Annotated in this window: 24 protein-coding genes and 1 pseudogene; 5 read left to right on the top strand and 20 right to left on the bottom strand. The window is 73.6% G+C overall.

Annotation, left to right across the window (positions count from 1 at the left end):
* Positions 1-27 precede the first annotated feature (27 nt).
* From ABT095_RS03990 to ABT095_RS03955, 8 genes and pseudogenes are all read right to left on the bottom strand, one after another.
* Positions 28-663, bottom strand: a pseudogene (locus ABT095_RS03990) (zinc-binding dehydrogenase); the annotation flags it as partial.
* 88 nt (positions 664-751) lie between these two features.
* Entirely contained in the window at positions 752-1,105 is a 354-nt protein-coding gene (locus tag ABT095_RS03985) for a DUF488 domain-containing protein (protein WP_350527676.1), read from the bottom strand.
* A gap of 35 nt (positions 1,106-1,140) precedes the next feature.
* A complete protein-coding gene (locus ABT095_RS03980; protein WP_350527675.1) occupies positions 1,141-1,953 on the bottom strand; it encodes a maleylpyruvate isomerase family mycothiol-dependent enzyme in 813 nt (270 codons plus the stop codon).
* Positions 1,954-1,993: 40 nt separating this feature from the next.
* Positions 1,994-2,260 carry a metal-sensitive transcriptional regulator gene (locus ABT095_RS03975; protein ID WP_350527859.1) on the bottom strand — a complete coding sequence of 89 codons (267 nt, stop codon included), beginning with the start codon at positions 2,258-2,260 and terminating at the stop codon, positions 1,994-1,996.
* A gap of 54 nt (positions 2,261-2,314) precedes the next feature.
* Positions 2,315-4,453: an MMPL family transporter gene (locus ABT095_RS03970; RefSeq protein ID WP_350527674.1), complete on the bottom strand. Its 2,139-nt coding sequence runs from the start codon at positions 4,451-4,453 to the stop codon at positions 2,315-2,317.
* Complete coding sequence (locus ABT095_RS03965) at positions 4,450-4,851, bottom strand: DUF302 domain-containing protein (RefSeq protein WP_350527673.1); 402 nt, start codon at positions 4,849-4,851, stop codon at positions 4,450-4,452. Before ABT095_RS03965 ends, ABT095_RS03970 begins: the two co-directional genes overlap by 4 nt.
* Positions 4,852-4,998: 147 nt before the next feature.
* Positions 4,999-5,166, bottom strand: a complete 168-nt coding sequence (locus ABT095_RS03960; RefSeq protein WP_350527672.1) for a DUF8730 family Cys-rich protein — start codon at positions 5,164-5,166, stop codon at positions 4,999-5,001.
* Positions 5,167-5,247: 81 nt separating this feature from the next.
* The gene (locus tag ABT095_RS03955) at positions 5,248-5,760 is read right to left on the bottom strand and encodes a mycothiol transferase (protein WP_350527671.1); all 513 of its coding nucleotides are present in this window, start codon (positions 5,758-5,760) and stop codon (positions 5,248-5,250) included.
* Positions 5,761-5,970: 210 nt separating this feature from the next.
* Between ABT095_RS03955 and pgeF the strand changes: the two genes are divergently transcribed.
* On the top strand, positions 5,971-6,687 hold the full coding sequence (gene pgeF / locus ABT095_RS03950) for a peptidoglycan editing factor PgeF (protein ID WP_350527670.1): 717 nt from the start codon (positions 5,971-5,973) through the stop codon (positions 6,685-6,687).
* 30 nt (positions 6,688-6,717) lie between these two features.
* Here the strand turns inward: pgeF and ABT095_RS03945 are convergent, their stop codons facing one another.
* From ABT095_RS03945 to ABT095_RS03920, 6 genes are all read right to left on the bottom strand, one after another.
* Positions 6,718-7,656, bottom strand: coding sequence for an STM4011 family radical SAM protein (locus tag ABT095_RS03945; protein ID WP_350527669.1), 939 nt, complete (start codon positions 7,654-7,656; stop codon positions 6,718-6,720).
* A 7-nt stretch (positions 7,657-7,663) separates the two neighbouring features.
* Positions 7,664-9,007, bottom strand: a complete 1,344-nt coding sequence (locus ABT095_RS03940) for an STM4012 family radical SAM protein (RefSeq protein ID WP_350527668.1) — start codon at positions 9,005-9,007, stop codon at positions 7,664-7,666.
* Positions 9,004-9,825, bottom strand: a complete 822-nt coding sequence (locus ABT095_RS03935) for an STM4013/SEN3800 family hydrolase (protein WP_350527858.1) — start codon at positions 9,823-9,825, stop codon at positions 9,004-9,006. Before ABT095_RS03935 ends, ABT095_RS03940 begins: the two co-directional genes overlap by 4 nt.
* A gap of 52 nt (positions 9,826-9,877) precedes the next feature.
* Positions 9,878-10,969 carry an STM4014 family protein gene (locus ABT095_RS03930; RefSeq protein WP_350527667.1) on the bottom strand — a complete coding sequence of 364 codons (1,092 nt, stop codon included), beginning with the start codon at positions 10,967-10,969 and terminating at the stop codon, positions 9,878-9,880.
* A gap of 7 nt (positions 10,970-10,976) precedes the next feature.
* Entirely contained in the window at positions 10,977-11,939 is a 963-nt protein-coding gene (locus ABT095_RS03925) for an STM4015 family protein (protein WP_350527666.1), read from the bottom strand.
* 90 nt (positions 11,940-12,029) lie between these two features.
* Positions 12,030-12,995, bottom strand: coding sequence for an STM4015 family protein (locus ABT095_RS03920; RefSeq protein ID WP_350527665.1), 966 nt, complete (start codon positions 12,993-12,995; stop codon positions 12,030-12,032).
* 119 nt (positions 12,996-13,114) lie between these two features.
* Here ABT095_RS03920 and ABT095_RS03915 point away from each other — a divergent pair, with 119 nt between their 5' ends.
* The 4 genes from ABT095_RS03915 (at position 13,115) to ABT095_RS03900 (ending at position 16,715) form a co-directional block, all read left to right on the top strand.
* Positions 13,115-13,441: a DUF8820 family protein gene (locus ABT095_RS03915; RefSeq protein WP_350527664.1), complete on the top strand. Its 327-nt coding sequence runs from the start codon at positions 13,115-13,117 to the stop codon at positions 13,439-13,441.
* A gap of 35 nt (positions 13,442-13,476) precedes the next feature.
* Entirely contained in the window at positions 13,477-14,643 is a 1,167-nt protein-coding gene (locus ABT095_RS03910) for a DUF6745 domain-containing protein (RefSeq protein ID WP_350527663.1), read from the top strand.
* Positions 14,644-14,698: 55 nt separating this feature from the next.
* Positions 14,699-15,925, top strand: coding sequence for a hypothetical protein (locus ABT095_RS03905; RefSeq protein WP_350527662.1), 1,227 nt, complete (start codon positions 14,699-14,701; stop codon positions 15,923-15,925).
* A 130-nt stretch (positions 15,926-16,055) separates the two neighbouring features.
* Positions 16,056-16,715 carry a hypothetical protein gene (locus tag ABT095_RS03900; protein WP_350527661.1) on the top strand — a complete coding sequence of 220 codons (660 nt, stop codon included), beginning with the start codon at positions 16,056-16,058 and terminating at the stop codon, positions 16,713-16,715.
* Here ABT095_RS03900 and ABT095_RS03895 read toward each other — a convergent pair.
* From ABT095_RS03895 to ABT095_RS03870, 6 genes are read right to left on the bottom strand one after another with little or no spacing between them, the layout of a single operon-like run.
* Positions 16,712-17,539 carry a PaaX family transcriptional regulator gene (locus ABT095_RS03895; protein ID WP_350527660.1) on the bottom strand — a complete coding sequence of 276 codons (828 nt, stop codon included), beginning with the start codon at positions 17,537-17,539 and terminating at the stop codon, positions 16,712-16,714. The two genes, ABT095_RS03900 and ABT095_RS03895, sit on opposite strands and share 4 nt — an antisense overlap.
* Before the next feature lie 27 nt (positions 17,540-17,566).
* Positions 17,567-18,028 (bottom strand): acyl-CoA thioesterase, encoded by a 462-nt coding sequence (locus tag ABT095_RS03890; protein WP_350527659.1) that lies wholly within the window; start codon positions 18,026-18,028, stop codon positions 17,567-17,569.
* Complete coding sequence (locus tag ABT095_RS03885; RefSeq protein ID WP_350527658.1) at positions 18,001-20,370, bottom strand: bifunctional salicylyl-CoA 5-hydroxylase/oxidoreductase; 2,370 nt, start codon at positions 20,368-20,370, stop codon at positions 18,001-18,003. Before ABT095_RS03885 ends, ABT095_RS03890 begins: the two co-directional genes overlap by 28 nt.
* Positions 20,367-21,998, bottom strand: a complete 1,632-nt coding sequence (locus ABT095_RS03880; RefSeq protein WP_350527657.1) for an AMP-binding protein — start codon at positions 21,996-21,998, stop codon at positions 20,367-20,369. Before ABT095_RS03880 ends, ABT095_RS03885 begins: the two co-directional genes overlap by 4 nt.
* A complete protein-coding gene (locus tag ABT095_RS03875) occupies positions 21,995-22,906 on the bottom strand; it encodes an acyl-CoA thioesterase (RefSeq protein ID WP_350527656.1) in 912 nt (303 codons plus the stop codon). Before ABT095_RS03875 ends, ABT095_RS03880 begins: the two co-directional genes overlap by 4 nt.
* On the bottom strand, positions 22,906-23,391 hold the full coding sequence (locus ABT095_RS03870; protein ID WP_350527655.1) for a cupin domain-containing protein: 486 nt from the start codon (positions 23,389-23,391) through the stop codon (positions 22,906-22,908). Before ABT095_RS03870 ends, ABT095_RS03875 begins: the two co-directional genes overlap by 1 nt.
* Positions 23,392-23,402 lie beyond the last annotated feature (11 nt).

Here is a 23,402-nt window from a genome sequence, read left to right as displayed (position 1 = left end):
CTCAACAGCTCCTCGTGGCAGGGGTGTTCAGGCGATGCTCAGGACGGCGTTGCCGCGCAGGCGGCGTTCGCGCAGGTCGGTGATGACTTCCGGGGTGCGGCTCCAGTCCTCGACCAGGCCGAGCTCCGGGTGCAGCCGCCCCTCGGCGGTGAGGCGGACCAGGGTCCGCAGGTCGGGCCCGTCGGGCCCGTCGGTGTCGGCGTAGCTGAAGTGCCGTACGGTGGCGCCGACCGGGCCGGTGAAGAAGTCGAAGAAGTCCAGCGTGACGGGCTGCCGAGAGGCCTGGCCGAACCAGATCAGCTGGCCGCGCGGGGCCAACCTGGCCAGTGCGAGCGGTAGTTGTGTGCCGCCGGTGGACTCCAGGACGAGGTCGAACGGCCCGTCCGCCTGCTCGGCCGAGTGCACCACGGTAGCGCCCAACTCGGCCAAGCGGCTGCCACGTCCGGTGGAGGCGCTGACGGCGGTCGCCAAGGCGCCCGCCGCGGTGGCCAGTTCGGTGACGTAGTGCCCGACGCCGCCGGAGGCGCCGGTCAGCAGCACCCGCCGTCCGGCCGGCGGGCCGGCCTGCCGGAGCAGGCGCAGCGCGGTCAGCCCCGCCAGCGGCAGGGCGGTGGCCTGAGCGGTCGGGACGCTCTCCGGCAGGACGGCCAGGCCTGACCGAGGCCGCCGTGGTGCCGGTGCTGGGGGACTGGGTCGGCGACCACGTCAACAACTGCGCCAACGGCAACGTCATCGACCACAGCCGCTGAGTTCACGCCTCGAGGGCGTCCCGCAGGATCGAGGCGTGGCTGTGGTCGGGCTCCTTCACCGCCGTGAGCAGCGTCACCGGACCGGCCGCCGCCAGTGACCGCAGGCGGTCGAGCGCCTCCGCCGCCTCGGGGGCGGCCAGTTCGGCCTCGTACCGGCGGCGGAACTCGTCCCACTCGCCCTCCTGGGTGTGGTACCAGCGGCGCAGCTCGTTCGAGGGAGTGAGCTCCTTGGGCCAGTCGTCCACCTGGGCCACGGCCTTGGCCAGGCCGCGCGGCCAGAGGCGGTCGACCAGCACCCTGGTGCCGTCCTCGGGGTCGGGGGAGTCGTAGACGCGGCGGAGTCGGACGGTGGCCATGTCCGATTCTCACCACGCTCCGAGGGCGCGGGGCGTCACGGCGCGCGGAAGTAGGTGGGGAAGCGCGGCGCGAGCCAGGGGCGGCGGCCCCAGGCGAAGGTGCGGCCGGGGACGAGCGCGCCGAGCGGGGTGCGGCGGCCGAGGGCGAGCAGGAAGAAGGTCAGCGGCTCGCAGACGATGGTGCAGTCCGGCCGCCGGGGCGCCTGCTGGTGCACCGTCACCGCGCCGTCGGCGAAGCTGACGCCGTAGCGGGGGCCGCCGCGCAGGCCGAGCGCGAAGTCGGCCCGCAGGCGGGCCGCGCGGGCGGGGTCGACCACCCGGGGCATAGCGGTGAGCAGGAAGGGCATCGAGAGCTCGACGCGCTCGGCGGTCACCATGTGGGGCCGGTGCAGCGCGCGAGCGAGGTCCCAGCCGTGGCCGAGCATGTGGGTGAGCAGGTACGACTGCAGGGTGCCCAGGTCCATCGGGCCCATCGGGGTGAGCACCTGCTGGTCGGCGGGCCGGCTCTCGCAGGCCTCGGCGAAGGTGCGGGTGTGCCGCAGCAGCTCGTGCGCGAGCACGGCCGGGCGGCGCTCCTGGTAGAGGGCCAGGCCCTCCTCGTTGGCAGCGGCGATGCTGCCGGGGGTGCCGTCCCCGTACGGGCGGTCCAGCCCGGTGGCGAGCTCGGCCATCAGGTGGTTGGCCAGCACCAGGTGCGCCGCCGCCTCGCCCACCGTCCAGGTGAGGCCGGGTATCGGGGCCTCGGCCGGCGGGCGTTCGCGCAGCAGCGCGGCGATGGCCTCGGCGGTGGCGAGGTTGGCCTCGAGCAGCCGGGGGCTGACGGCGCCGGCGGGGGAGGGATCGGTCATGAGCCCGAAGCCTGGCCCACCGGCGCCGTACTGTCCAGAGCTATGCCAGGGCGAGGAAGAGCTTCTCGAGCTCGGCCTCGGACATCGGCGGGGTGTCCTCGTCGGCCGCCGCCATGCACTGGCGCATGCCGCTGGCCACGATCTTGAAACCGGCCCGGTCCAGCGCCCGGCTCACGGCGGCGAGCTGGGTCACCACGTCCTTGCAGTCCCGCCCGGCCTCGATCATCGCGATCACCCCGGCCAGCTGGCCCTGGGCTCGCCGGAGCCGGTTCAGCACCGCGCCGACGGCCTCGTCGTCCACCTTCATGACGCTCCTCTCCAAGTGGTCCATCGTACCCCTAGGGGTATCCGGGCGGGGAATCTAGCCGTGCGAGAACGGGATGACGGGCAGCACCCGGTCCAGCCACCTCGGAGTCCGCCAGGCGGCCCGGCCGGTCAGCCGGAGCAGGACGGGCAGCAGCACCAGCCGCACCAGCGCCGCGTCCAGCAGCACCGCCACGCCTAGCACGATGCCCATCTCCTTGGGCGGCAGCGGGCCGGAGAGCGCGAAGGTGAAGAACACCGCGACCATCACGGCGGCCGCCGCGAAGACCACCCGGCCGGAGTGGGCCAGCGCGCCGACCATCGCCTCGCGCGGGTCGCCGGTGCGCTCGTAGTGCTCCTTGGCGGAGGCGAGCAGGAAGACGGTGTAGTCCATCGCGATCGCGAAGATCATCGCGAAGAAGAACACCGGCGCCCAGCCGTCCAGGAACCCCTGCGGGTGGAAGCCGAGCAGGCCCGAACCGTGGCCGTCCTGGAAGACCAGCCGGGCCGTACCGAAGGCGGCGCCGGTGGAGAGCAGGCTGGCCAGGGTGCCGAGCGCGGCGATCAGCGGCGCCCGCAGGGCGAGCAGCAGGAGCAGGAAGCCGAGCACCATGACCACGCCGATCACCAGCGGGGTCTTCTCGGTCAGCAGCTGCTGCAGGTCGAGGTTCTCCACCGCCGCGCCGCCGACCAGGGTGTCGGCCGGGAGTGCCGCGCGCAGGGCGTGCACGGTGTGGCCGAGCGCCGGGTCGGAGGGGTCGACGGTCGGCACGGCCTGGACCAGCGACCAGCCGGAGCCGTCGGCCGCCGGCTGCGCGGGCAGTACTCCGGCGATGCCGGGCGTACCGGAGACCTGGGCGGCCACCTGCCCGGCGCTGCCGCTGGGCGTGAGGATCTGCAGCATGCCGGGCGTGCCGGCGCCGAAGGCCTGCTGGACGGCGGCGTAGCCGGTGCGGGCGCTGGAGTCCTCGGGCAGCACGGTGATGGACGGCATCGCGGTGCGCAGCCCGAGCACCGGCGCGGCCAGGGCCAGCAGGGCCACCAGGGCCGCCGCGCCGTACCGGACGGGGTGGCGCCAGAGCCGCTCGCCCCAGGCGGCGAAGCGCGGGGAGCGGTGCTCGGCCTTGCGGGCCCAGGGCAGGGCGAGGGCGTCGACCCGGTGGCCGAGCCTGCCGAGTACGGCGGGCAGCAGGGTGAGCGTGGCGGCCAGGACGAAGAGGACGGCGAGCATGATGCCCCCGGCCATCGAACGGAATGCCGGTGCGGGGACGAGCAGGACGGCCGAGAGGCTGACCAGCACGGTGGCGCCGGAGAGCAGGACGGCCTTGCCCGCCGTGTCCATGGTCTCGGCGACGGCCCGGCGGCGGTCGCCGTGCTTGGCGAGCGCGGCCCGGAACCGGACCACGACGAAGAGCGCGTAGTCGATGCCGAGGGCGAGCGCGAACATCATGGCGAAGTTCATCGCCCAGACGGAGACCGGGAAGAGATGGCTGATCAGCACCAGCGAGCCGGCCGAGGCGGCCAGCCCGGCCAGGGTGAGCAGCAGCGGCAGTCCGGCGGCCACCAGCGAGCCGAAGGCGAGCACCAGGATGGCCAGCGTGACCGGCCAGGAGAGCATCTCGGACTTCATCATCGCGTCGTGGTTGGCGGTGTTGAAGTCGCTCCACAGCACGGAGGCGCCGGTGGCGCTGACCTGGACGCCCGCGCCGGAGAGCGCGGCCAGCGGCGCCTTGAGGCCGTCGGCGGCCCGGACCATCTCGTCCGGGTCGGCCTTGGCCCCCGCCAGCAGGACGGCGGTGCGGCCGTCCCGGCTCAGCGTGGCACCGGGCTGCGGGCCGATCACCTGGGCGACCCGGGGGTCGCCCGCGGCCAGCCGCTCGGCCTTGCCGATCACCTCCTGGACGGCCGGGTCGGTGACCGGCCGGTCGGCCGTCACGACGATCTGGATCGCCGAGGAGGCGTTGCCGCCGAAGTGCTGCTCGGCCAGGGTGCGGACCTTGACCGAGTCGGAGCCGTTGGCCTGCCACCCGGCGCCCGAGAGCGCCGAGGTGACCTGCGGGGCGAAGGCGCCGAGCCCGGCGACCACCACCAGCCAGCCCACCAGGACCAGTCTGAGGTGCCGTACGGACCAGTCGCCGAGCCGCCCGAGCAGCCCGGGTGTCGCTACGGATGCGGGGCGGGATATCAGGGTGGTCACTTCGCCGCTCCCTCGGTGAGCGTGGCGAGCGCGGCGCGCAGGAGCCGGGCGGCCTCCTCGGCGACGGCGGCCAGCTCGGGCGCCTCGCTGATCCCCACCATCACCTGCGGGTCGATCGCCTCCACCACGGTGTGCCCCTCACCTGCCCGGACCACCACGTTGCAGGGCAGCAGCAGCCCGATCCGGCGGTCCGCCTCGATCGCGCGGTGCGCGAGCGGCGGGTTGCAGGCGCCGAGGATCAGGTAGTCCTCCAGCTCGGCGCCGATCTTGGTGTGCAGGGTCCGGCGGACGTCGATCTCGGTGAGCACGCCGAAGCCCTGCTCGGCCAGGGCGGCGCGGGTGCGGTCGACGGCTTCGGCGAACGGGAGGTCGAGGTGGGTGGTGAGGGCGTAGTCCATGCTGGTGCTCCAGGTCTCTTGATACCCCCCTGGGTATTTGAGCGTAGCAACGGGGCCCGCTGCCTGCCAAATACCCCCGGGGGTGTCCATCGGGGCGGAAAAAGGCCCGCGCACCCCGGGGGGTGGGCGGGCGGTCCGGCCGGGCGGTCAGCCCCGGCCGAACAGGCGGCGGAGGCTGAATCCGGTGTTCCGCTCGGCCGGGCCGCAGCTGCAGCGGTCCTTCCTGGGCACTCCGGCCAGCACCTGCTCCACGTGCAGGCCGCAGCCGGCGTAGCTGGCCTTGGCGCAGGTGCGGCACACGACGCGTCGGCACATCGGGCTCTCCTTCTGTCGTCGGGTGGACGGGTGCTCCCGTCCGGCGGGGAACCGCCATCATACCCATGGGGGTATTCGGGTTCACCCGGCCCGACGCAGCACGCCCCGGACGAAAGCGGCCTGGCCCACGTGCTGCAAGTCCTCCGCGAGCACGCTCACCAGGCGGACTCCGAGGGAGACCGAGGGTGTCCAGTTCTCGTCCACGATCCGGTCCAGCGAGCTGCCGGACAGGCCCTGGACGAAGCCCAGGGTCTGCTCGTGCACCGCGTCGTAGTAGCCGGTGAGCAGCGCCGGGCTGCCGGGCCGCACCGCGGCGACGTCCCGCGGGCGGTGGCCGTAGCCGGTGGCCCGGGCGGCGAACGGCAGGCCCCAGCGCTCGTACCAGCCCTGGCCCGTCCAGACCTGCTCGATGCCGGCCGCATCGGCGACGTGGTCGTCCTGCACCCGCGTCAGGTGCCAGACCAGCCAGCCGATCGAGTTCGCCTCGGGGTCGAGCCTGGCCGCCAGCTGCTCCTCGTCCAGTCCCTCCACCACGTCGTGCACGGCCTCCCGGACCCGGCCGAACGCATCGGCGAGCAGCTCGGCACACTTCACGGCATCTCCCTCGGTCTCGACCGGTTCGCGGACCGGATTCTCCTCCGGCCGCCCGGCCCGCCGCCGGAGCGACACAGCGGGCGGGGGTGTTGTCAGCAGGGCGGCCCAGCGTCCCGGCCCGGGGCGCCCCGAGGCGGCACCGGGCCACCACGCTCCGACGCGGGCCCTAGGCTGGGGGCGGACACCGCACCTCGCAGACTTGGGAGCCCGATGGAACTCGCCCCCGGCGTCGGCTACGCCGTCACCACCCGGCACGGCGGGGCCGGTGCGGCCCCGTACGACACCCGCAACCTCGGTGGGGCGGTCGGGGACGATCCGGAGACCGTGCGGCGCAACCGGGAGCTGACGGCGCGGGAGTTCGGGCTGGCGCCCGAGCGGGTGGTGTACATGCGGCAGGTGCACAGCCCGGACATCGCGTACGTCACCGAGCCGTTCGGTGCGGAGCCGCCGGCGCTGGACGGCATCGTCACCGACCGGGCGGGGCTCGGGCTCGCGGTGCTGGTGGCCGACTGCGGGCCGGTGCTGCTCGCGGACCCGGTGGCCCGCCTGGTCGGCGCGGCGCACTCCGGCCGGGTCGGCACCGTCGCCGGGGTGGTGCCCGCCCTGGTCGAGTCGATGGCCGCCCGCGGCGGGGATCCGGCCCGGATGGTGGCGCTGGTCGGGCCGATGGCCTGCGGGCGCTGCTACGAAGTGCCCGAGCAGATGCGGGCCGAGGCGGCCGCGGCCCTCCCCGAACTCTTCGGCACCACCCGCCAGGGCACCCCGGCCATCGACGTCCGCACCGGCATCACCGCCCAACTCGCCCGCGCGGGCGTCGGCGACATCCGCCAGGACGCCCGCTGCACCATCGAGGACCCGGACTTCTTCTCCTACCGCCGCGACCACACCACCGGCCGCTTCGCGGGCTACGTCTGGTTGACGGACTGACGCCGGCGTCCGGCGACGGCCGTCAGGGCATCACGTCGTCCGACGGTCCGCCCCTACGGCGTCGCCGTCCCGCCACCCCTGCGGGATGCGTTCGAGGATGCCCTGGCCGAAGGTCTCGTACAGCGGCAGGGTCTCCAGGTGGACGTAGCCGATGTGGCAGTCGCACACGCCGAGCGGGCAGGGGCGCGGGGCGAGCGCCGCGCGGAAGGAGCCGTCGTAGAGGTTGCCGAGGGGTGCCTTGACGAAGTGGCAGCGGCGGACCGTGCCGTCGCCGTCCACCGAGAGCACGGTGGAGCCGGTGCGGCAGGGGCGGCCCTCGCTGGGGTGGGGGTGCCGGCTGTAGGCGAAGAGCGGGTCGAGCGCCGTCCAGTCGGCGGCCTCGGCGTCGGTGTAGCTGAGGCCCTCGGCGGCGTTGATCCAGAGGTAGACCTCGGGCGGGAGCTCGGCGCGCAGCCGCCGGGCCTCGGCCAGGTGCTCAGGCTGCCCGACCACGCCCACGCTGAACCGCACGCCCAGCACGGTGAGTTCACGGCACTTGGCCAGGAACCGTTCGCGCGTGACCTGCCCGGGGTGGTAGGTGACCCACAGTGCGAGGGTGTCGAGGTCGGCCTCGGCCAGCCAGTCGGTGCGGCAGCTCAGGTTGGTCTGGATCGCCACCCGCCGCACGTGCGGCAGCCGGCTGAGGCGCACCATCGTCTCGCGGTACCAGGAGCGGACCAGCCCCTCGCCCCAGGGTGTGAAGAGCACCGAGACGGTGTCGCCCGTCGCCGCTGCCCAGTCGGCGAACCGCGCCAACGCCGCCCGGTCGGCCCGCAGTTGCTCCGGCGTGTCGCGCCGCTTGGCGAACGGGCAGTACGGGCAGTCGTAGTCGCAGGAGGCCAGCGGCCCCCGGTAGAGGAAGGTCAGGTCGAGCGGCTCGCGCTCGGCCGGGGGGTGGAAGCCGGGCAGGCCCAGGTGCTGAACGGTCATCGCGGCCTCACCGGAGCTGGTAGGAGGCCATGTCGGCCCGGACGGCGGCGGAGAACAGCGCGGGGCCGATCGCGTCGGAGTGCGCCAGGCCCTCCGGGGTGAGGGTCAACCTGCCCTCGCTGCGGGTCAGTCGGCCGTTCAGGTGGACCAGTTCGGCGGCGAAGTCCTCGACCGCCTCGGTGCCGAAGCGGCGCCGGTAGTCCGCCAGGTCCAGCCCCTCCGCCTGCAGCAGGGACTGGATCAGGTGCCGCCGCCGGGCCTCCTCGGGCGTCATCGCCCGGCCGTGGTGGGCCCGGGAGAAGTCGGTGGTGGCCACGTAGTCGTCGATGATCGTGCGGACTTCTCGGGCGTCCACCGCGTAGTCGAAGGAGTAGTGCAGCCGGGAGGTGTACGAGCGGGCGCCGCAGCCGAGCCCGACCATGCCGTCGGTCTGGCAGCTGTACTCGCTGCTCCCGGCCTCCGGCGAGCCCGCCCGGCGGAACATCCGCATCGAGACCTGCTGGTACCCCTGCCCGAGCAGGTGGTCCCGCCCGGCCCGGTAGAGCCGCAGGCGCTGCTCGTCCCACCCGGCCGGGGTGGCCTCGGCGGCCCGCCGGGCCAGGCCGGTGAGCGGGCGGACGTACAGCGGGTAGAGGTAGAGCTCCTCCGGCTGCCAGGCCAGCGCCGCGTCCAGCGAGCGCAGCCAACTCGCCTCGGTCTGGCCGTCGATGCCGTAGATCAGGTCGATGTTGAGCACCGGGAAGCCGGCCTCGCGGACCCGCCCGAGGGCGGCTTCGACGGCGGCGCGCTTCTGCGGACGGACGGCCGAGCGGGCCTCCTCGTCCAGGAAGGACTGCACGCCGAGGCTGAGGCGGGTGGTGCCGCGCTCGGCGAGCACCCGCAGCCGGTCGGCGGTCGCGGTGTCGGGGGAGGCCTCCACCGAGAGCGGTACGGCCCGCAGGTCGGCGCCCAGGCGCTGCTCGGCGATGTCGCACAGCCGCTCCAGCTCAGCGGCCGTCAGATAGGTCGGCGTGCCGCCGCCGAAGGCCGCCAGCGCGAAGCGGGCGTCGCCGTCCAGCGCCGCCCGGACAGCGGTGGCCTGGCGTTCGAGCGCGTCCAGGTAGGCGGTGGTCAGGCCTTCGGGGCTGCCGATCCGGGTGAACAGGTTGCAGAAGCCGCAGCGGACTTCGCAGAACGGGATGTGCAGGTAGAGCGAGAGGGCGTGCTGCGGCTCGCCCGCCCAGAGCTCGCCGAGCGCCGGGCGCGGCTCGAGCGCGCGGTAGGCGGTCTTGTGCGGGTAGGCGTAGACGTACGACTGGTACGGCGAGCCGGCGGCGGGGACGGCCGTGGTGAGCGGCAGGAGCTCGGTCATCGGGTGGCCTCCGCGGCCGCCGGGACGGTGACGTGGGCGTACGGGACCGTCCAGACCACCTCGTGGCCGATCCGGTGGCCGGTGTAGCCGTCATCGCCGTAGGCCGTGCCGTGGTCGGAGCAGATGATGGCAAAACATGGCAGATGCTGGCTCATCGCGGCGAGCAGCCGGGGGATGTGCCGGTCCACGTACTCCAGGGCGGCCGCGTGGCTGGCCCGGCTGTCGCCGTCCTCGCGGGTGGCCCCGGGCAGGTGGAACCAGTTGGGCTGGTGCAGGGCGGAGACGTTCAGCAGCAGGAAGACCGGCTGCGTGGCGGCGTGCGCGGCGGCCACCTCCTGCGCGCGGGTGACCTGGGCCTCGAAGGAGGTCGGCGAGGGCACCCCGAACTCCGGCTCCCAGTGGCTCTCCTGGAACATCCCCGGCAGCACCGAGCCGAGCGGGCCCTGCTTGTTGAAGAAGCCGACCCCGCCGATGCAGACCGTCCGGTACCCGGCGGCGGCCAGGGCGGAGGGGAGGTCGGGCGTGTCGAAGACCCAGGTGCGCGGCTCGGTGGTCTCCGAGCCGGCGAAGCGGGCGGCGAACAGACGCGGGTGCGGGCCGTCCGGATCGGCCGGGGTGGGCAGGAAGCCCGCCAGCATCGCCTGGTGGGCGGCGTACGTGAAGCTGCCGGGGGTGTGCCGGCGCTCCCAGCGGCCGCCGGGCAGGAGCGCCGCGAGGTTCGGGATGCGGCCGGCCTCGGCCAGCTCCTGGGCCACGTCGTAGCGCAGCGTGTCCAAGGTGAGCAGGAGCAGGTGGTGGCTGCCGACCACGGCGTTCATGTCGGGTATGTCGTGCGGTGCGGTGTGGTGGTGCGTCATGGTGCGGAGGTCCTCAGGAGGTGGGAAGGGCGGCGAGCTGCGCCCGGTAGGTGTCCAGGCCCTCGGCGGGCCCGCCGGGCAGGCCGGTCAGCCGGGGCAGCAGGTCGCCGAAGGCGTTGACCTCGCCGATGTGGAAGCTGCGCCAGCCGGTGGCCGGCAGCAGGTCCACGCCGACCATCGGGGAGTTGGGGAAGCAGGCGGCGGCCCGCTCGCAGACGTCGAGCAGCTCGGGCCAGGCCTCGCCCGCCGCCTCGGCGGCGAGCTCGAGGTCACCCCGGGCGCCGCCGAGGTGCAGGTTGGTCATCGGGCTGCGGCTGGTGCGCACCACGGCGTGGGTGGCCCGGCCCGCGATCACCACCACCCGCAGGTCGGCCGCCCGGCCGCCCTGCGAGGCCTTGGGGATCCAGCGCTCCACCGCCAGCCCGTCCGGCGCGAGCCGGTCCACGATCGCGGCGATCTCCCGCTCAGTCCGGTAGCGGCGCACCCGCAGCGAGTTGTGCAGCTCGGCGCCGACCAGCTCGACCGAGGTGGTGGCCTGCAGCTGCCCGTGCGGGCCGAACTCCAGGGCGAGCACGCCGCTGGCCGAGGAGCCGTGCGCGGGCTTGACGAAGACCCGGGGCAGCCCGGCGGCGGACAGCCGCTCGCGCAGGTCCGGCCAGCCGATCACCGGGCCCGCCGACTGGTCCAGCGCGGCGGGCACCGGCACCCCGGCGGACGAGAGCAGCCGGTGGGTGGCGCGCTTGTCGAACATCACGGCGATCTCGGCCGGATCGCCGAGCAGTGCGGCGCCCGGCGTGGCCCGGACCTGCGCCGCGAGGCGCTCCAGCGCGCCCGTCACCCCCCGGTACCAGGCCGCGCCGCCCTCGACCCGGGTGGGCGCGTAGCCCGCGCCCAGGGCCGGGCCGCGAAGCAGCCGGTCGACCGCTTCGTCCTCGCCGGGCGAGTCGATCCGCACCAGCGTGCCCGGCGTCAGCCGGACGTCGCCGCGCAGCACGTCCAGCCAGGGCAGTACGACGGGCTCGGGCAGCCCGGCCGCCCTGGCCGCCTCGGCGAACAGGGCGACCCGCCGGTGGCCCGGGTTTCCGAGCACCGTGAGGTGGGTCATCGGGCCGCTACTCGCCGTTGGCGACGTAGCGCCAGTCGTCGCTCGGGTCCTCGCGCTCGGCCAGGTCGATCGTGACGCCCGGCAGGGCCGCGCGGACGCGCTCGGCCACGGGGTCGGTGAGGTAGTGGTGGTGCAGGTCGAGCGACTTGAGGTGGGTGAGCGGCTGCCCGGCCAGCAGGGCGCCCGCCCCCTCGTCGGTGAGCACGCCCATCGCCAGGCTGAGGCTCTCCAGCCGGGCCACCACCGGGGCGCCCGCCACGGCGGCGGCGATCTCGTCCTCCAAGTCGCTGTTCTCCAGGCCGAGGTGGCGCAGCGCGGGCAGCCGGGCCCCGTCCAGGACCGGCGCGAGGTCGGCCACGGTGGCGTCGCCGCCGTAGTTGGCCGTGCCGAGCCAGAGCTCGAGGCGCTCCAGCGCGGGGAAGTCGGAGGCCCCGACCGCCCGCACCACCTCGGAGGGCAGGCCGCCCGCCTCGAAGCGGAGCGCACGCAGCTTCTCGTGCCGCACCGGGCTCAGCGCCAGCTTCTGCTCGCCGTCCCAGTCGCCGGAGGCGCCGCGCACCACCAGCTCCTCCAACTGCGGGAACGCCTCGAACACCGCCGTGATGTCGCACATCTGCAGCCAGGAGAGCTCGCACTGCTCGTACGTCACGTCACCGATGAACAGCCCCCGCAGGTTCGGCAGCCGGCCCGCGCTCGCCGCGATCGCGGCGAGCGACTCGGTCAGCGGGACGTAGTCGTCGGTGAACCACGGGCCGATCACCACCGCGCGGACCTGCTCGGCGTCCACCAGCTCCAGGAACTCCGCCCAGCGCTCGGCGAACGTCCCCTTGGCGTCGTAGTGCAGCCCCACCCGCCAGGCCACCGCGTCGACGGCGGGCAGGCTCCGGGCCTCGCCCTCCGTCGGGCTCTCGGGGAACACGTCGAAGACGGGGAGCCGGTGGAACTCCGTCAGATGCTCGCTGATCGCCATGGCGCCTCTCCTCGTGGTCGGTCCGCCCGCGGCGGCGGTACGGACAGTACTGGTGTACCAGTGCGGGCCGACAATCCGGACAGCGGGCCGCTACTCGGAGACGGCGACGTAGCGCCAGATCTCGCCGTCGTCCTCCTCCGCCTCCAGTTGGCAGTCCAGGCGCACCGCTACCCCGGGCAGCGCCGCGCGGACTCGTTCGACCATCGGGTCGGTGAGGAAGTGGTGGTGCAGGTCGAGGGACTTGAGGTGGGTCAGCGGCTGGCCGTCGAGCAGGGCGGCGGCGCCGTCGTCGGTCAGGGTGCCCATCGCCAGGCTGAGGCTCTCCAGCCGGGCGACCATCGGCGCGCTCGCCACGGCGGCGGCGATCTCGTCCTGCAGCTCGCTGTCCTCCAGGCCCAGATGACGGAGCTTCGGGAAGAGCTGCCCGGAGAGCAGCGGAGCCAGGTCGGGGACGGTGACGTCGCCGCCGTACTCGTCGACGCCCAGCCAGAGGTTCAGGCTCTCCAGCGCGGGGAGGTCGCTGGTCAGCAGCCCGGTCACGGCCTCGCGCGACAGCCCGCCGGACTCGAAGCGCAGAGTGCGCAGCGCCTGGTGCTCCACCGGGCCGAAGCTCGGCCTGCCGCGCACACCGAGCTCCTCCAGCAGGGGGTAGGCCGCGGCGAGCGGGGTGGCGTCGCAGGGCCCGATGTAGCTGATCTCGCGCTCCTCACGGACCAGGTCGCCGAGGAAGACCGCCCGCAGTCCCGGCAACTCCGCAGCCGAGTCGGCCAGCAGGCGGACGACCTCGCCGGCGTCCCGGCGGAACTCCCCCGACCACGGGCCGACCACCACCGCGCGGACCTGCGAGGCGTCGACGGTCGTCAGGAACCGCCGCCACTTCTGCTCGAAGGTCTCCAGGAGCACGGTGGGCCATTTGAAGCGGTGGGCCGGGTCCTCGTCCACCGCCAGCCGCCAGGCCACCTCGGCGGCTCCCGATAGCGGACGCTCCTCCCGCGGGCTCGGGAAGTCGGCCACGGGCAGGCCGTGGAACTCCTGCAGATGCTCCTCGACGCTCATACGCCCTCCCAGTCTCTCCCGGTGACGGCCATTCCTATCAGCTGCCCGCCACGTTGTCGGACCTCGGCCCTAGGTTTCCGCTCAGCGGTGGAGAGCCACCCGCAGCGAAGGAGGATGCCGTGTACCGCCAGGGAGATGTGCTGATCGTGCCGGTGCCCGAGGAGGCCGCGCCGGTCTCGGGGCACGGGCTGACCGAGCAACCCCGGGACGGGCGGGGCCGGTTGGTCCTCGCGCTCGGCGAGGTGACCGGGCACGCGCACGCGGTGGTCGGGCCGGGGCGGCTGCTGCGCGAGCCGGGGATGTTCTCCACCGCCTGGCTGCAGCTGACGGAGGGTGGGCGGGTGGTGCACGAGGAGCACGCCGCGATCCCGCTCCCCAAGGGCTGGTACCGGGTGGTGCGCCAGCGCGAGTACGTCCCGGGCGCCGTCCGGGTCGTCTCGGACTGACACCGCCACCCCAGCAGAGCGAGAGGAAACAGGACATGACGCAGCAACTCGACCTCCGGGCCCCGGACGAGACGGCCAACCACTGGCGGCAGGTCTCGGTGGCCACCACCCCCGCCGACCGGCCCACGGCCGAGCGCGCCGTCCGCGCCGCCTACCGGGCGGCCGGCCTGGCCGAGCCGGAGGCGGTGGTCTGGTTCGACTCGCCGCTGCAGGGGGCGCTGGCCGCCGTGCACCTCGCCGGCGGTGCGGAGCGGCTGCGCGGCTGCCCGAGCTGGGGGCGGGTCGCGCCGCTGCTCGAGCGGACCGTGGCCCGGCTCGGCGAGCATCAGGCCGGCCGCAGCGTCCGCGACGCACTCCGCACCCGGCCCTGGGAGCAGGCCCGGGCCCGTACGCACGCCCGGCTCGGCGGCCTCGGCTGGGCCGAGCTCTGGGCCCTGACCGGTGGTGAGCTCTGGACCTCGACCCAGGAACTGGCCGACCGCATCCGGCGCGCCACCGCCGAACAGCTGCACGGAGCAGATGACTTGTCCGCCGAGCCGGAGCTGCGCGAGCGGTCGGCCGCAGCGGTCTCCGTCGTCCGGCTGGCGCTGCTCGACGCCGTGCTCGGGCAGCACGACGCGCCCTGGCTGGCCGCCTTCGACGCCGCCGGGGAGCTGGACGAGCAGCTCGCCCCGCTGGCCGAACTCGCCCGCAGCGCCGGCTGGTGGTGGCCGTACGAGCGCGTCGCGCTGCTCACCGAACGCCCCACCGAGCTGCACCGCGACGAAGCCGGCCGCCTGGACCGCGCCGACGGCCCCGCCCTCGCCTACCCGGACGGCTTCGCCCTGCACGCCTGGCGCGGCATGCCGGTGCCCGCGGACTTCCTCGCCACCCTCGGCGCGCTCACCCCCGAGCGGATCCGCGCGGAGGAGAACGCCGAGCTGCGCCGCGTCATGCTGGAGCACTACGGCTACGACCGCTACCTCACCGAATCCGCCGCCGAACCCGTCCACCGTGACGAGACCGGCACCCTCTGGCGGATCCAACTCCCTGACGACGAGCCGGTGGTGATGGTCGAAGTCCTCAACTCCACCCCCGAGCCCGACGGCACCACCCGCACCTACTGGCTCCGCGTCCCCCCGAACATCCGCACCGCCCGCGCGGGCGTCGCCTGGACCTTCGGCCTGTCCGCCGAGCAGTACCGCCCCCAGCGCGAGACCTGAGCGCCGCGAAAACGGCTGGCGGCGCAGCGGGGGAGTCGGTCATGCTGCCGCCGCGATGAGTGATGAAGCAGAGTGGGCGTACGCCCCGGTCAGCACCCTGGAAGGACTGCTGCAACGCGGTCGCGGTCTCGGGGCGATCGATGCGCCCGGTGATCCGACGGCCGGACGGCTGGTCCGGGAGTGCGTGAGCCGGGACTGCCGCTGGGACGGGGTGGACGAGCGGGACCTCTACCTGGCCCGGCTGATGAGGGACTTGGAGCTCTCTCCGGAGCCGGTCGTCGCCCGGCTGCAGGGGGACGAGTACGAGTGCGAGCGGGCCGCGGGCCTGTTGGTGCCCCTCGCCAAGGGCGGGGTGGCCGGGGCGCGCGAGGCCTTGCGGGCGTACGTCCACGACGGCGAGCACTGGGTGGACGTCCTGCAGAGCCTGGCCGCCGGCTGGCCCGTCGAGTGGTGGGACGACCTGGCCGGTGTAGCCCGTCGCCGCCTCGCGGCGGACCGGGTGCCGCTGTGGCGTTCCGAGCCGTGGGTGCGCTGGCAGGTCCCCGCACCGGAGCCCGTACTCCGTGCCAGGCCCCCGCAACCGGTCGTGGCCTCCGGGCGGCTGCTGGCCCTGCTGGCCGATCCGGCGGCGGACAGGTCCGCGAAGGTGGCGGCGCTGCGGGCTCTCGCCGCGCGTGGGCCGGAGCCCGGTCTGATCCCGCTGGTGCCTCTGCTGAGAGCCGAGGGCCCGATGCCCCTGCTCGGGCGCGCGGTCGACTCGCTCGGCGTCCTCGCCGTCCCGGCCGCCCGGGAGTGGGTGACCGCCCCCGACCGGTGGCTGTCCTGGACCGGAGCGACGGTGCTGGCCGCGCACGGCGAGCCGCGTGACGTGCCCGTGCTGGTCGGGCAGCTCGCTGCCCACTGGGCCGCCCGGGACTGGTGCGGCCCAGGCCGACTCGCCGCCGGGCTGGCCCGGTTCGGCCCGCAGGCCGCCGAGGCCGTACCGCTGCTGCGCCGCTTCTGGCTCCGCACCCCGCACTCCTACGAACGCCCGGCATACCTGAAGGCCCTGGCCGCCATAGACCCCAGCGGCCTCCCACAGGCGTACACCGAATCCCTCTGGGACTGCGAGTCCGACGCCCGCCTGCTCGGCATCGCCTCCGCCCCCGACACCCCGCAAGTCCGCCGCCGCCTGGCCGAACTGCGCGACGACCCGATGGAGGATTCCGAGATCAGAGCGGCGGCGGGAGGCCGCCATCAGTCACTGTCTCCCGGAGAAATCCGGACGGCAGTACACCCCTGAGAGCCTCCGGCGAAAGCCGGGCCAACCGGGTGGGCGGGTTCCGCGAGGCGGTAGTCGAGGGCCTTCAGACGCATCAAGTACCCCCGTGAACAGTCCGACCGGATCCGCCTCTTGCGCGGTGGCCGTCCGCATGCGACACATGAAGCTCGGTGGGCTGGTGACAGGGGGCTACATGTCGCAAGGAGCGGTCCGGGGCGCCGATGGCCCGTCCGACTGGGCGAGACGCACGTTCGGGGAGCACGCGAGAGCACTGGTACGGACCGTCCCCGACCGGCTCGCCCATGCGCATGAGCGAGCCAGGGCCAGCCATCTCGTCGCCCGCCTGGACAACCATTCGCCCTACGGCCTGACACTTGCCCAGGCGGTGCTCGAAGAGTTCGCGGAGGCGGTCACGGGTCTGGGTGGCAGTGTCCGGGTACTCGGTGGGCGGCCGTACAGCATTCTCCAGGGGCGTGCGCTGTTCCCGTTCCGGTACGCGAACAAGCCGACCCCGCTCGGGAAGGCCAGGCTGCGAGCCGACGTCTCGCAGCGCAAGCGTCGGATGCTCACCGCACACTCGCCCGAGCCAGACACGCTCTTCCCGGTCGAGGAGCTCACGACGACCAAGGAGTACAAGGAACTGCACGAAGCCTTCGAGGAGCTCGGGCAGCAGACGACCTTGGTCTCCGTCTTCTACACCTCCGACGTGACGCACGGAGTGCACGCCATCCACTGGGGCGAGGCCCATCTCGAGCCGGACCGGACCTTCAGTTGGCTCCACAGTGAGTCACTGCCGACGGCGGGGGGTTAGGCCGGCCAGGAGGTGGCGGCGTGGGTGAGGGCGGGGGGTTCGAGGGTGGCGACCAGGTGTTCGAAGAGGTGGACGGCGGTGGGGCCGGTCCAGTCTTCGGTGAGGACTTCGAGGGGGAGGCCGGGGTCGCGGAAGGGGAGTTTGCGCCAGTGGTCGATGACGGCGAGGTAGGTGGTGAAGGCGTCGGCGTCGTCCAGGCCGGTGGTGGGGACGTCCGAGTACTCGGTGATGAACTCGCGGTAGCGCCGGTCGATCTCGCCGAGGTCCCAGCCGTTGCGGACGGTGGTGGTGAGCTGCTGGCCGCCGACGTAGTCGCCGACGAAGACGGCGCACTGTTCGGTGAGGTCCAACTCGGCTATGGCCCGCCGCGCGGCCGGGAGCATCCGGGCCGGCGCGATCCACACCGCCGAGCCGATGTTACCGAAGCCGAGTGAGCTCAGGTGGGCGGTCAGCTGGTGCCGTACCGCCCGCGCGGACTCCGGCACGGAGAAGTTCACCAGGCACCAGCCGTCACCGAGGTCGGCCGGCTGCCGGGCGTGCCAGATGACTTCGTCACCGGCGGCGAGCGCCTCCAGGGCGGCCGGGGTGAGGGCGTAGCCCCGCTGCCCGGAGCGGCTCTCCGACTCCAGCCAGCCGCGCTTCTTGAGCCGGAAGACCGCCGTCCGCACGCTCGCGGCGTCCAGCCCCGAGCGGCCGAGCAGCTCGACCGCCCCGGCGATCGGCATCCAGTCGCCCATGGGCCGGACCACCGCGCCGAGGAAGCTCACCAGCAGGGTCCGGGACCGGGCGGTGGCCGGGGGTCGGGTGCTCGTCGTCTCGCTCATCCCGCTCAGTATCGCCGACCCGGTCATTCAAGATCTCATCGGACCGCGCAGCGCGGCGGTCCACTCCGGGGGCCAGGGCAGGCTCCCGGCACCCTCGCGGTGGGCCCGGTCGATGTGCACGGTGACGTACCCGCCGTGCGCGGCCCGGCGGCGCTCCCGCCCCTCGAAGGGTTCGCCCCAGACCTCGAAGGCGAAGGTCATCGAGGAGGTGCCGATCCGGGTCAGCTCGACGGACGTGCTGACCTCCTGGCCGAAGAAGAGCGGCGCCTCGAAGTCGACCGAGTAGTGCACCCGGGGCGCGACCGGGAAGTACCCGGTCAGGCCCCGCTCGGCCATCAGCCTGGCCTCGGCCGCCTCCACGAACCGGACGACCGCGCTGTTGTGGTAGATCCCCGCCGCGTCCGTGTCGATCCACTCGATCCGCGTCCGGTGCACCCCGACCGGGCCCTTGAAGTCCTCGCTCACCCTGCCGCCCTGCCCGGCGTCCACCGCAGGTGCACCTGCCCGGCGGCCCCCTCGCGCAGCAGCTCCAGCCGCGGCGGGATCCGGTCGGTGCGCGAGGCCGGCGGCTTGCGGCGGCCGGCCTCCCACTGCACGGGCCAGTCGGCGCCCGCGCCCCGGTACTCCTGCTCGGCGGCGGCCTGCAAGGTCCACTGCGGGTTGTAGAGGTGGGTGCGGCCGAGTGCGCACAGGTCGGCCCGCCCGGCGAGCAGGATCGAGTTGACGTCGTCGTAGGAGGAGATCGCGCCGACCGCGATCACCTTCACCCCGGCCGGCCCGGCCACCTTGTGGCGGATCTTGTCGGCGAACGGGGTCTGGTACGAGCGGCCGTAGGCCGGCTTCTCGTCCTTGGTGACCTGCCCGGAGGAGACGTCGATCGCGGCCGCGCCGTGTGCGACGAAGGCCCGGGCGATCTCCACCGCGTCGTCCTCGGTGTTTCCGTCCGGCACCCAGTCGGTGGCCGAGATGCGGACGGTCACCGGGATCGAGGCCGGGACGGCCCGCCGGACGGCGTCGAAGACCTCCAGCGGGAAGCGCAGCCGGTTCTCCGGCGAGCCGCCGTACTCGTCGGTGCGCCGGTTGGCGACGGGGGAGAGGAAGGAGGAGAGCAGGTACCCGTGCGCGGCGTGCACCTCGATCAGGTCGAAGCCGGCCCGAACCCCGCGCTCGGCGGCGGCCGTGAAGTCGGCGACCACCTGGTCGAGATCGGCCCGGGTGGCCTCCCGGGGCACCTGGCAGCCGGGGCCGTACGGGAGCGCGGACGGGCCGATCACCTCCCAGTTGCCGCTCTCCAGCGGCTGGTCCATGCCCTCCCACATCAGCCTGGTCGAGCCCTTGCGGCCGGAGTGGCCGAGCTGCAGGCCGATCCGGGCGGTGGAGTTGGCGTGCACGAACTCGGTGACCCGGCGCCAGGCCGTGCCCTGCTCCTCGGTCCACAGCCCCGGGCAGCCCGGGGTGATCCGGCCCTCGGGCGAGACGCAGACCATCTCGCTCATCACCAGGCCCGCGCCGCCGAGCGCCTTGGAGCCCAGGTGCACCAGGTGGAAGTCGCCGGGCACGCCCTCCACCGCGGAGTACATGTCCATCGGGGAGAGGATCACCCGGTTCTTGAGTTCCAGCTCGCCGATCCGCACCGGCTGGAACATCGCCGGGGTCGGCCCGCCGGCCCCCTCCCGGGCGGCGAACTCCCGCTCCATCAGCGCGGCGAAGGACGCGTCCCGGTCCTGGAGGTTCTCGAAGGTGATCCGGCGCGAGCGGGTCAGCAGGTTGAACGCGAACTCGGCCGGTGCCTGGCCCGCGTACATGCCGATGTTCTCGAACCACTCCAGCGAGGCCTGCGCGGCCCGCTGGGTGGACTCGACCACCGGCTTGCGCTCGGCCTGGTAGGCCGCCAACGCCCCGGCGACCGAAGGGTGTTCGTGCAGGCAGGCGGCCAGCGCGAGGGCGTCCTCCATGGCCAGCTTGGTGCCGGAGCCGATCGAGAAGTGCGCGGTGTGGGCGGCGTCGCCGAGCAGCACCAGATTGCCGTCGTACCAGCGCTCGTTGCGCACCGTGGTGAAGTTCAGCCACTTCGAGTTGTTGGTGAGCACCCGGTGGCCGCGCAATTGGGCGGCGAAGATCTCCCGGATCCGCTCGACGGCGTACTCGTCACTGGCGCCCGGCGGGAGCTCCTGCTCCTCGGTCCGGTCGAAGCCGGCCCGCCGCCAGACCTCCTCGTGCATCTCCACGATGAAGGTCGAGCCGGTGGCCGAGTACGGGTAGCCGTGGATCTGCATGGTGCCCCACTCCGTCTGCTTGACGAAGAACTGGAACGCCTCGAAGACCAGATCGGTGCCGAGCCAGATGTACTTGTTACCGCGCCGGTCGAGCGCGGGCGCGAAGACGTCGGCGTACTTGGTGCGGATGGTCGAGTTGAGCCCGTCGGCGGCCACCACCAGGTCGTACGAGGTGCGCAGTTCGTCCACCTCGGGCACCGGCGCGCGGTAGTGGACGGTGACGCCGAGCTCGGCGGCCCGCCGCTGCAGGATGGCAAGGAGGTCGTGCCGGCTCATCGCCGCGAAACCCTGGCCGCCCACCGTGAACCGGTGCCCGTCGAAGTCGATGTCGATATCGGTCCAGCGGGCGAACCGGCTCTCCATCGCGGCGTGCACGACTTCGTCGGCGTTGTCGATCCCGCTCAGTGTCTCGTCGGAGAAGACCACCCCGAAGCCGAAGGTGTCGTCCGGCGCGTTGCGCTCCCAGACGGTGACTTCGTGCGCCGGGTCGAGCTGCTTCATCAGGGCGGCGAAGTACAGGCCGCCCGGGCCGCCGCCGGCGATGGCGATCCTCATGCCTGGCCCTCCGTCCGGTCCGCCACGAGCCGGCGGAGCTTGAAGTGCTGGAGCTTGCCGCTGGGGTTGCGCGGCAGCGCGTCGGTGAAGCGCACCTGGCGCGGGTACTTGTAGGGCGCGATCAGCTGCTTGACGTGGTCCTGGATCTCCTTGGCCTTCGCCGCGTCGCCGACCACGCCCTCCCGCAGCACCACGAACGCGCAGACCACCGAGCCCCGTTCGGCGTCGGGGGCGGCCACCACCGCCGTCTCGGCCACGTCCGGGTGGGTGACCACGGCGGCCTCGACCTCGGGCCCGGCGATGTTGTAGCCGGAGGAGACGATCATGTCGTCACTGCGGGCCTGGAACCAGAAGTAGCCGTCCTCGTCGCGCAGGAAGGTGTCCCCGGTGACGTTCCAGCCGTTCACCACGTAGTCGGCCTGCCGGTCGTCGTCCAGGTAGCGGCAGCCGACCGGGCCGATCACGCCGAGCCGGCCCGGCACGCCGGGCGGCACCTCCTCGCCGTACAGGTCCAGCACGGTGGCGCGGTAGCCGGGCACGGGCCGCCCGGTCGAGCCGGGGCGGATCTCCGCATCGGCGGCCGAGATGAAGATGTGCAGCAGCTCGGTGGCGCCGATCCCGTCGATCACCTCGATGCCGAGCTCCGTGCGCAGCCTCTCCCACAGCGCCTGCGGGATGTGCTCCCCGGCGCTGACCGCCCGGCGGAGGCCCGAAAGCTGCTGCACCGCACCGGACTTGACGATCTGCTGGTAGGCCGTCGGTGCGGTGGCCAGCACCGTGACACCGTGCTCGGCGACCAGGCCGGCCAGCTGCACCGGGGTGGTGGCCTCGGTCAGGAAGGCGCAGGCACCCGCCCGCAGGGTGAAGACCACCAGCATGCCCAGGCCGAAGGTGAACGCGAACGGCGCGGTGCAGGCGACCAGGTCGTCCTGGCGCAGCCGCAGGGTGCTGCGTCCGAAGGTGTTGTCGATGGACAGGAGGTCGCGGTGGAAGTGCACGGTGATCTTCGGGACGCCGGTGGTGCCCGAGGTGGGCCCGAACAGCGCGACGTCCTCCGCGGCGGTGTCGACGGCCGTGAACCGCCCGGACTTCGCCGCGGCCAGACGGCTCAAGTCACCTTCCCCGTCGCCCCCGTGGGCCACCACGGTCAGCCCGGGCAGGGCGGCCACCTCGTCCAGGTACCGGTGGTCGGCGAGCGCCAGGGCCGGCCTGGTCTTCGCCACGATCGGGGCCAGCTCGCGGGAGCGCAGGGCGGCCATGGTGGAGACCACGATGCCGCCGGCCTTCAGCACGCCCAGCCAGGCGGCCACGGCCCAGGGGTTGTTGGGGGAGCGCAGCAGCACCCGGTTGCCCGGCACCAGGCCGAAGTCCTCGGTGAGCACCTGGGCGACCTGGTCCGAGCGGAGCTTCAGCTCGCCGTACGTCCAGACCTCGCCGCCCGGGGTGCGCAGCGCGGGCCGGCCGGGCCCGAGCTCCGCCGTCGGGCGGTCGATCAACTCCACGGCCGCGTTGAGGCGTTCGGGGTACTGCAGCAGCTCGGTGGTGAACTCGATGGCCGGCCACTGCTCGGCCGGCGGCAGGTGGTCACGGGCGAAGGTGTCGGTGTGCGCCGACGCCGGCCGGTTCATGGCCGGCCCGCCACTCTGATCATGCCCTCCTGTGCCACGGTGGCCAGGTGCGTGCCGTCCGGGGCGAAGAACCGCCCGGAGCCCAGGCCGCGCCCGCCCCCGGCCGCGTCGGCCTGCTGGGCGTAGAGCAGCCAGCCGTCCGCCGCACCCGGCGGCAGGGCCCGGTGGAACCACATCGCATGGTCGAGACTGGCCGTGACCAGCCCCTCCTGCGCCCAGTGCAGGCCGAGCACCCGCAGCACCGGCTCCAGGATCGTGTAGTCGCAGACGTACGCGAGCGCCGCCGCGTCCCGCTGCGCGTCGGTGAGCCCCTCCACCGGCCGCAGCGCGTCGAAGGGCTTGACCCAGAGCGCCTGGTGCGGCACCCGCGCGCCCTCGACGCCCAGGTAGACCGGCCCCGGCACGTGCCGCATGTCGAAGCTGCGCCCGCCGGACCAGTACGCCTTCGAGCCCGGCGTCATCGTCCCGCCGGAGCGGCCGGCCAAGTACTCGGCGGAGGAGGGGAGTTCGTCCGGCCCCGGCAGCTCGGGGGCGGTCGCGTGGTGGCTGTCGCCGGGCTCGCCGGCCGCGAAGTTGGCCAGGCAGACGTAGAGCGCCTTGCCGTTCTGGTAGCCGCGTACCTGCCGGGTCGTGTACCCCCGGCCGTCGCGCAGCAGTTCCACCTCGTAGCGCACCTCCTTGCCGATCTCGGCCGGGCGCATGAAGTAGGAGTGCATGGAGTGCAGCGTCTTGCCGTCCTCGACCGAGCGCATCGCGGCGGCGGCCGCCTGGGCGACCAGGTCGCCGCCGTAGGCCTTCGGCCAGGGGCAGGGCTGGGTGACGGCGGTGAACGCCAGGTCGAAGTGCTCGGCCGTGGCGGGGGTCAGCGTGACGGCGGTGGTGAAGGTCTCCGAGGTGGTGTCGGCCATCAGGGGCGCTCCAGCCAGTCGCGCAGGTCCGCGTCGGGGACTTCGGGGAGGTTGACCACGATGTTCTCCGGGGTGCGGGTGGTCATCCAGGTCAGCGGGTTGTCGCGGTCGAGGTTGCACTCGACGTGCGGCATGAACGGCGGCACGAAGACCCAGTCGCCCTCCGCCATGTCGATGTAGTCCTCGAACTCCAGGCCGAAGTAGATCCGGCCGCGCCCGGAGAGCACGTACCCGCCGGTCTCCGCCTCGCCGTGGTGGTGCGGCACCGAGCGGTAGCCGGCCTCGTTGCGGACCTTGCCGAACCAGAGTCTGGTGGCCGGGGTGTGCTGGATGCTGATCCCCGAGATCCGGGTGGCGCCGGCGGACTGGCCGGTGTCACCCGGCTCCGTGCCGGCCCGGGTGACGACCGGCACCACCAGGCCGCTCGCGGTGGCGTACATCGAGTTGTCGCCTTCAAGGAGGTAGTCAGCGGGCGTGGGGTCCATCGAAGCTCCTC

This window comes from Kitasatospora sp. NPDC002227 (assembly GCF_040296285.1).
In the GTDB taxonomy this organism is placed as follows: domain Bacteria; phylum Actinomycetota; class Actinomycetes; order Streptomycetales; family Streptomycetaceae; genus Kitasatospora.
The sequence above is the reverse complement of the archived record's forward strand: the minus strand, read 5'-3'. Positions and strand labels throughout refer to the sequence as shown.

Excerpts from the sequence above, each read along its gene's own strand:
- ABT095_RS03960 (WP_350527672.1), bottom strand. The coding sequence starts at position 5,166 with ATGTGCCGACGCGTCGTGTGCCGCACCTGCGCCAAGGCCAGCTACGCC.
- ABT095_RS03935 (WP_350527858.1), bottom strand. The coding sequence starts at position 9,825 with ATGAACGCCGTGGTCGGCAGCCACCACCTGCTCCTGCTCACCTTGGAC.
- ABT095_RS03880 (WP_350527657.1), bottom strand. The coding sequence starts at position 21,998 with ATGAACCGGCCGGCGTCGGCGCACACCGACACCTTCGCCCGTGACCAC.
- ABT095_RS03905 (WP_350527662.1), top strand. The coding sequence starts at position 14,699 with ATGAGTGATGAAGCAGAGTGGGCGTACGCCCCGGTCAGCACCCTGGAA.
- ABT095_RS03895 (WP_350527660.1), bottom strand. The coding sequence starts at position 17,539 with ATGAGCGAGACGACGAGCACCCGACCCCCGGCCACCGCCCGGTCCCGG.
- ABT095_RS03930 (WP_350527667.1), bottom strand. The coding sequence starts at position 10,969 with ATGACCCACCTCACGGTGCTCGGAAACCCGGGCCACCGGCGGGTCGCC.
- ABT095_RS03940 (WP_350527668.1), bottom strand. The coding sequence starts at position 9,007 with ATGACCGAGCTCCTGCCGCTCACCACGGCCGTCCCCGCCGCCGGCTCG.
- ABT095_RS03925 (WP_350527666.1), bottom strand. The coding sequence starts at position 11,939 with ATGGCGATCAGCGAGCATCTGACGGAGTTCCACCGGCTCCCCGTCTTC.
- ABT095_RS03920 (WP_350527665.1), bottom strand. The coding sequence starts at position 12,995 with ATGAGCGTCGAGGAGCATCTGCAGGAGTTCCACGGCCTGCCCGTGGCC.
- ABT095_RS03945 (WP_350527669.1), bottom strand. The coding sequence starts at position 7,656 with ATGACCGTTCAGCACCTGGGCCTGCCCGGCTTCCACCCCCCGGCCGAG.
- ABT095_RS03885 (WP_350527658.1), bottom strand. The coding sequence starts at position 20,370 with ATGAGGATCGCCATCGCCGGCGGCGGCCCGGGCGGCCTGTACTTCGCC.
- ABT095_RS03985 (WP_350527676.1), bottom strand. The coding sequence starts at position 1,105 with ATGGCCACCGTCCGACTCCGCCGCGTCTACGACTCCCCCGACCCCGAG.
- pgeF (WP_350527670.1), top strand. The coding sequence starts at position 5,971 with ATGGAACTCGCCCCCGGCGTCGGCTACGCCGTCACCACCCGGCACGGC.
- ABT095_RS03870 (WP_350527655.1), bottom strand. The coding sequence starts at position 23,391 with ATGGACCCCACGCCCGCTGACTACCTCCTTGAAGGCGACAACTCGATG.
- ABT095_RS03875 (WP_350527656.1), bottom strand. The coding sequence starts at position 22,906 with ATGGCCGACACCACCTCGGAGACCTTCACCACCGCCGTCACGCTGACC.
- ABT095_RS03900 (WP_350527661.1), top strand. The coding sequence starts at position 16,056 with ATGCGACACATGAAGCTCGGTGGGCTGGTGACAGGGGGCTACATGTCG.
- ABT095_RS03975 (WP_350527859.1), bottom strand. The coding sequence starts at position 2,260 with ATGAAGGTGGACGACGAGGCCGTCGGCGCGGTGCTGAACCGGCTCCGG.
- ABT095_RS03965 (WP_350527673.1), bottom strand. The coding sequence starts at position 4,851 with ATGGACTACGCCCTCACCACCCACCTCGACCTCCCGTTCGCCGAAGCC.
- ABT095_RS03980 (WP_350527675.1), bottom strand. The coding sequence starts at position 1,953 with ATGACCGATCCCTCCCCCGCCGGCGCCGTCAGCCCCCGGCTGCTCGAG.
- ABT095_RS03910 (WP_350527663.1), top strand. The coding sequence starts at position 13,477 with ATGACGCAGCAACTCGACCTCCGGGCCCCGGACGAGACGGCCAACCAC.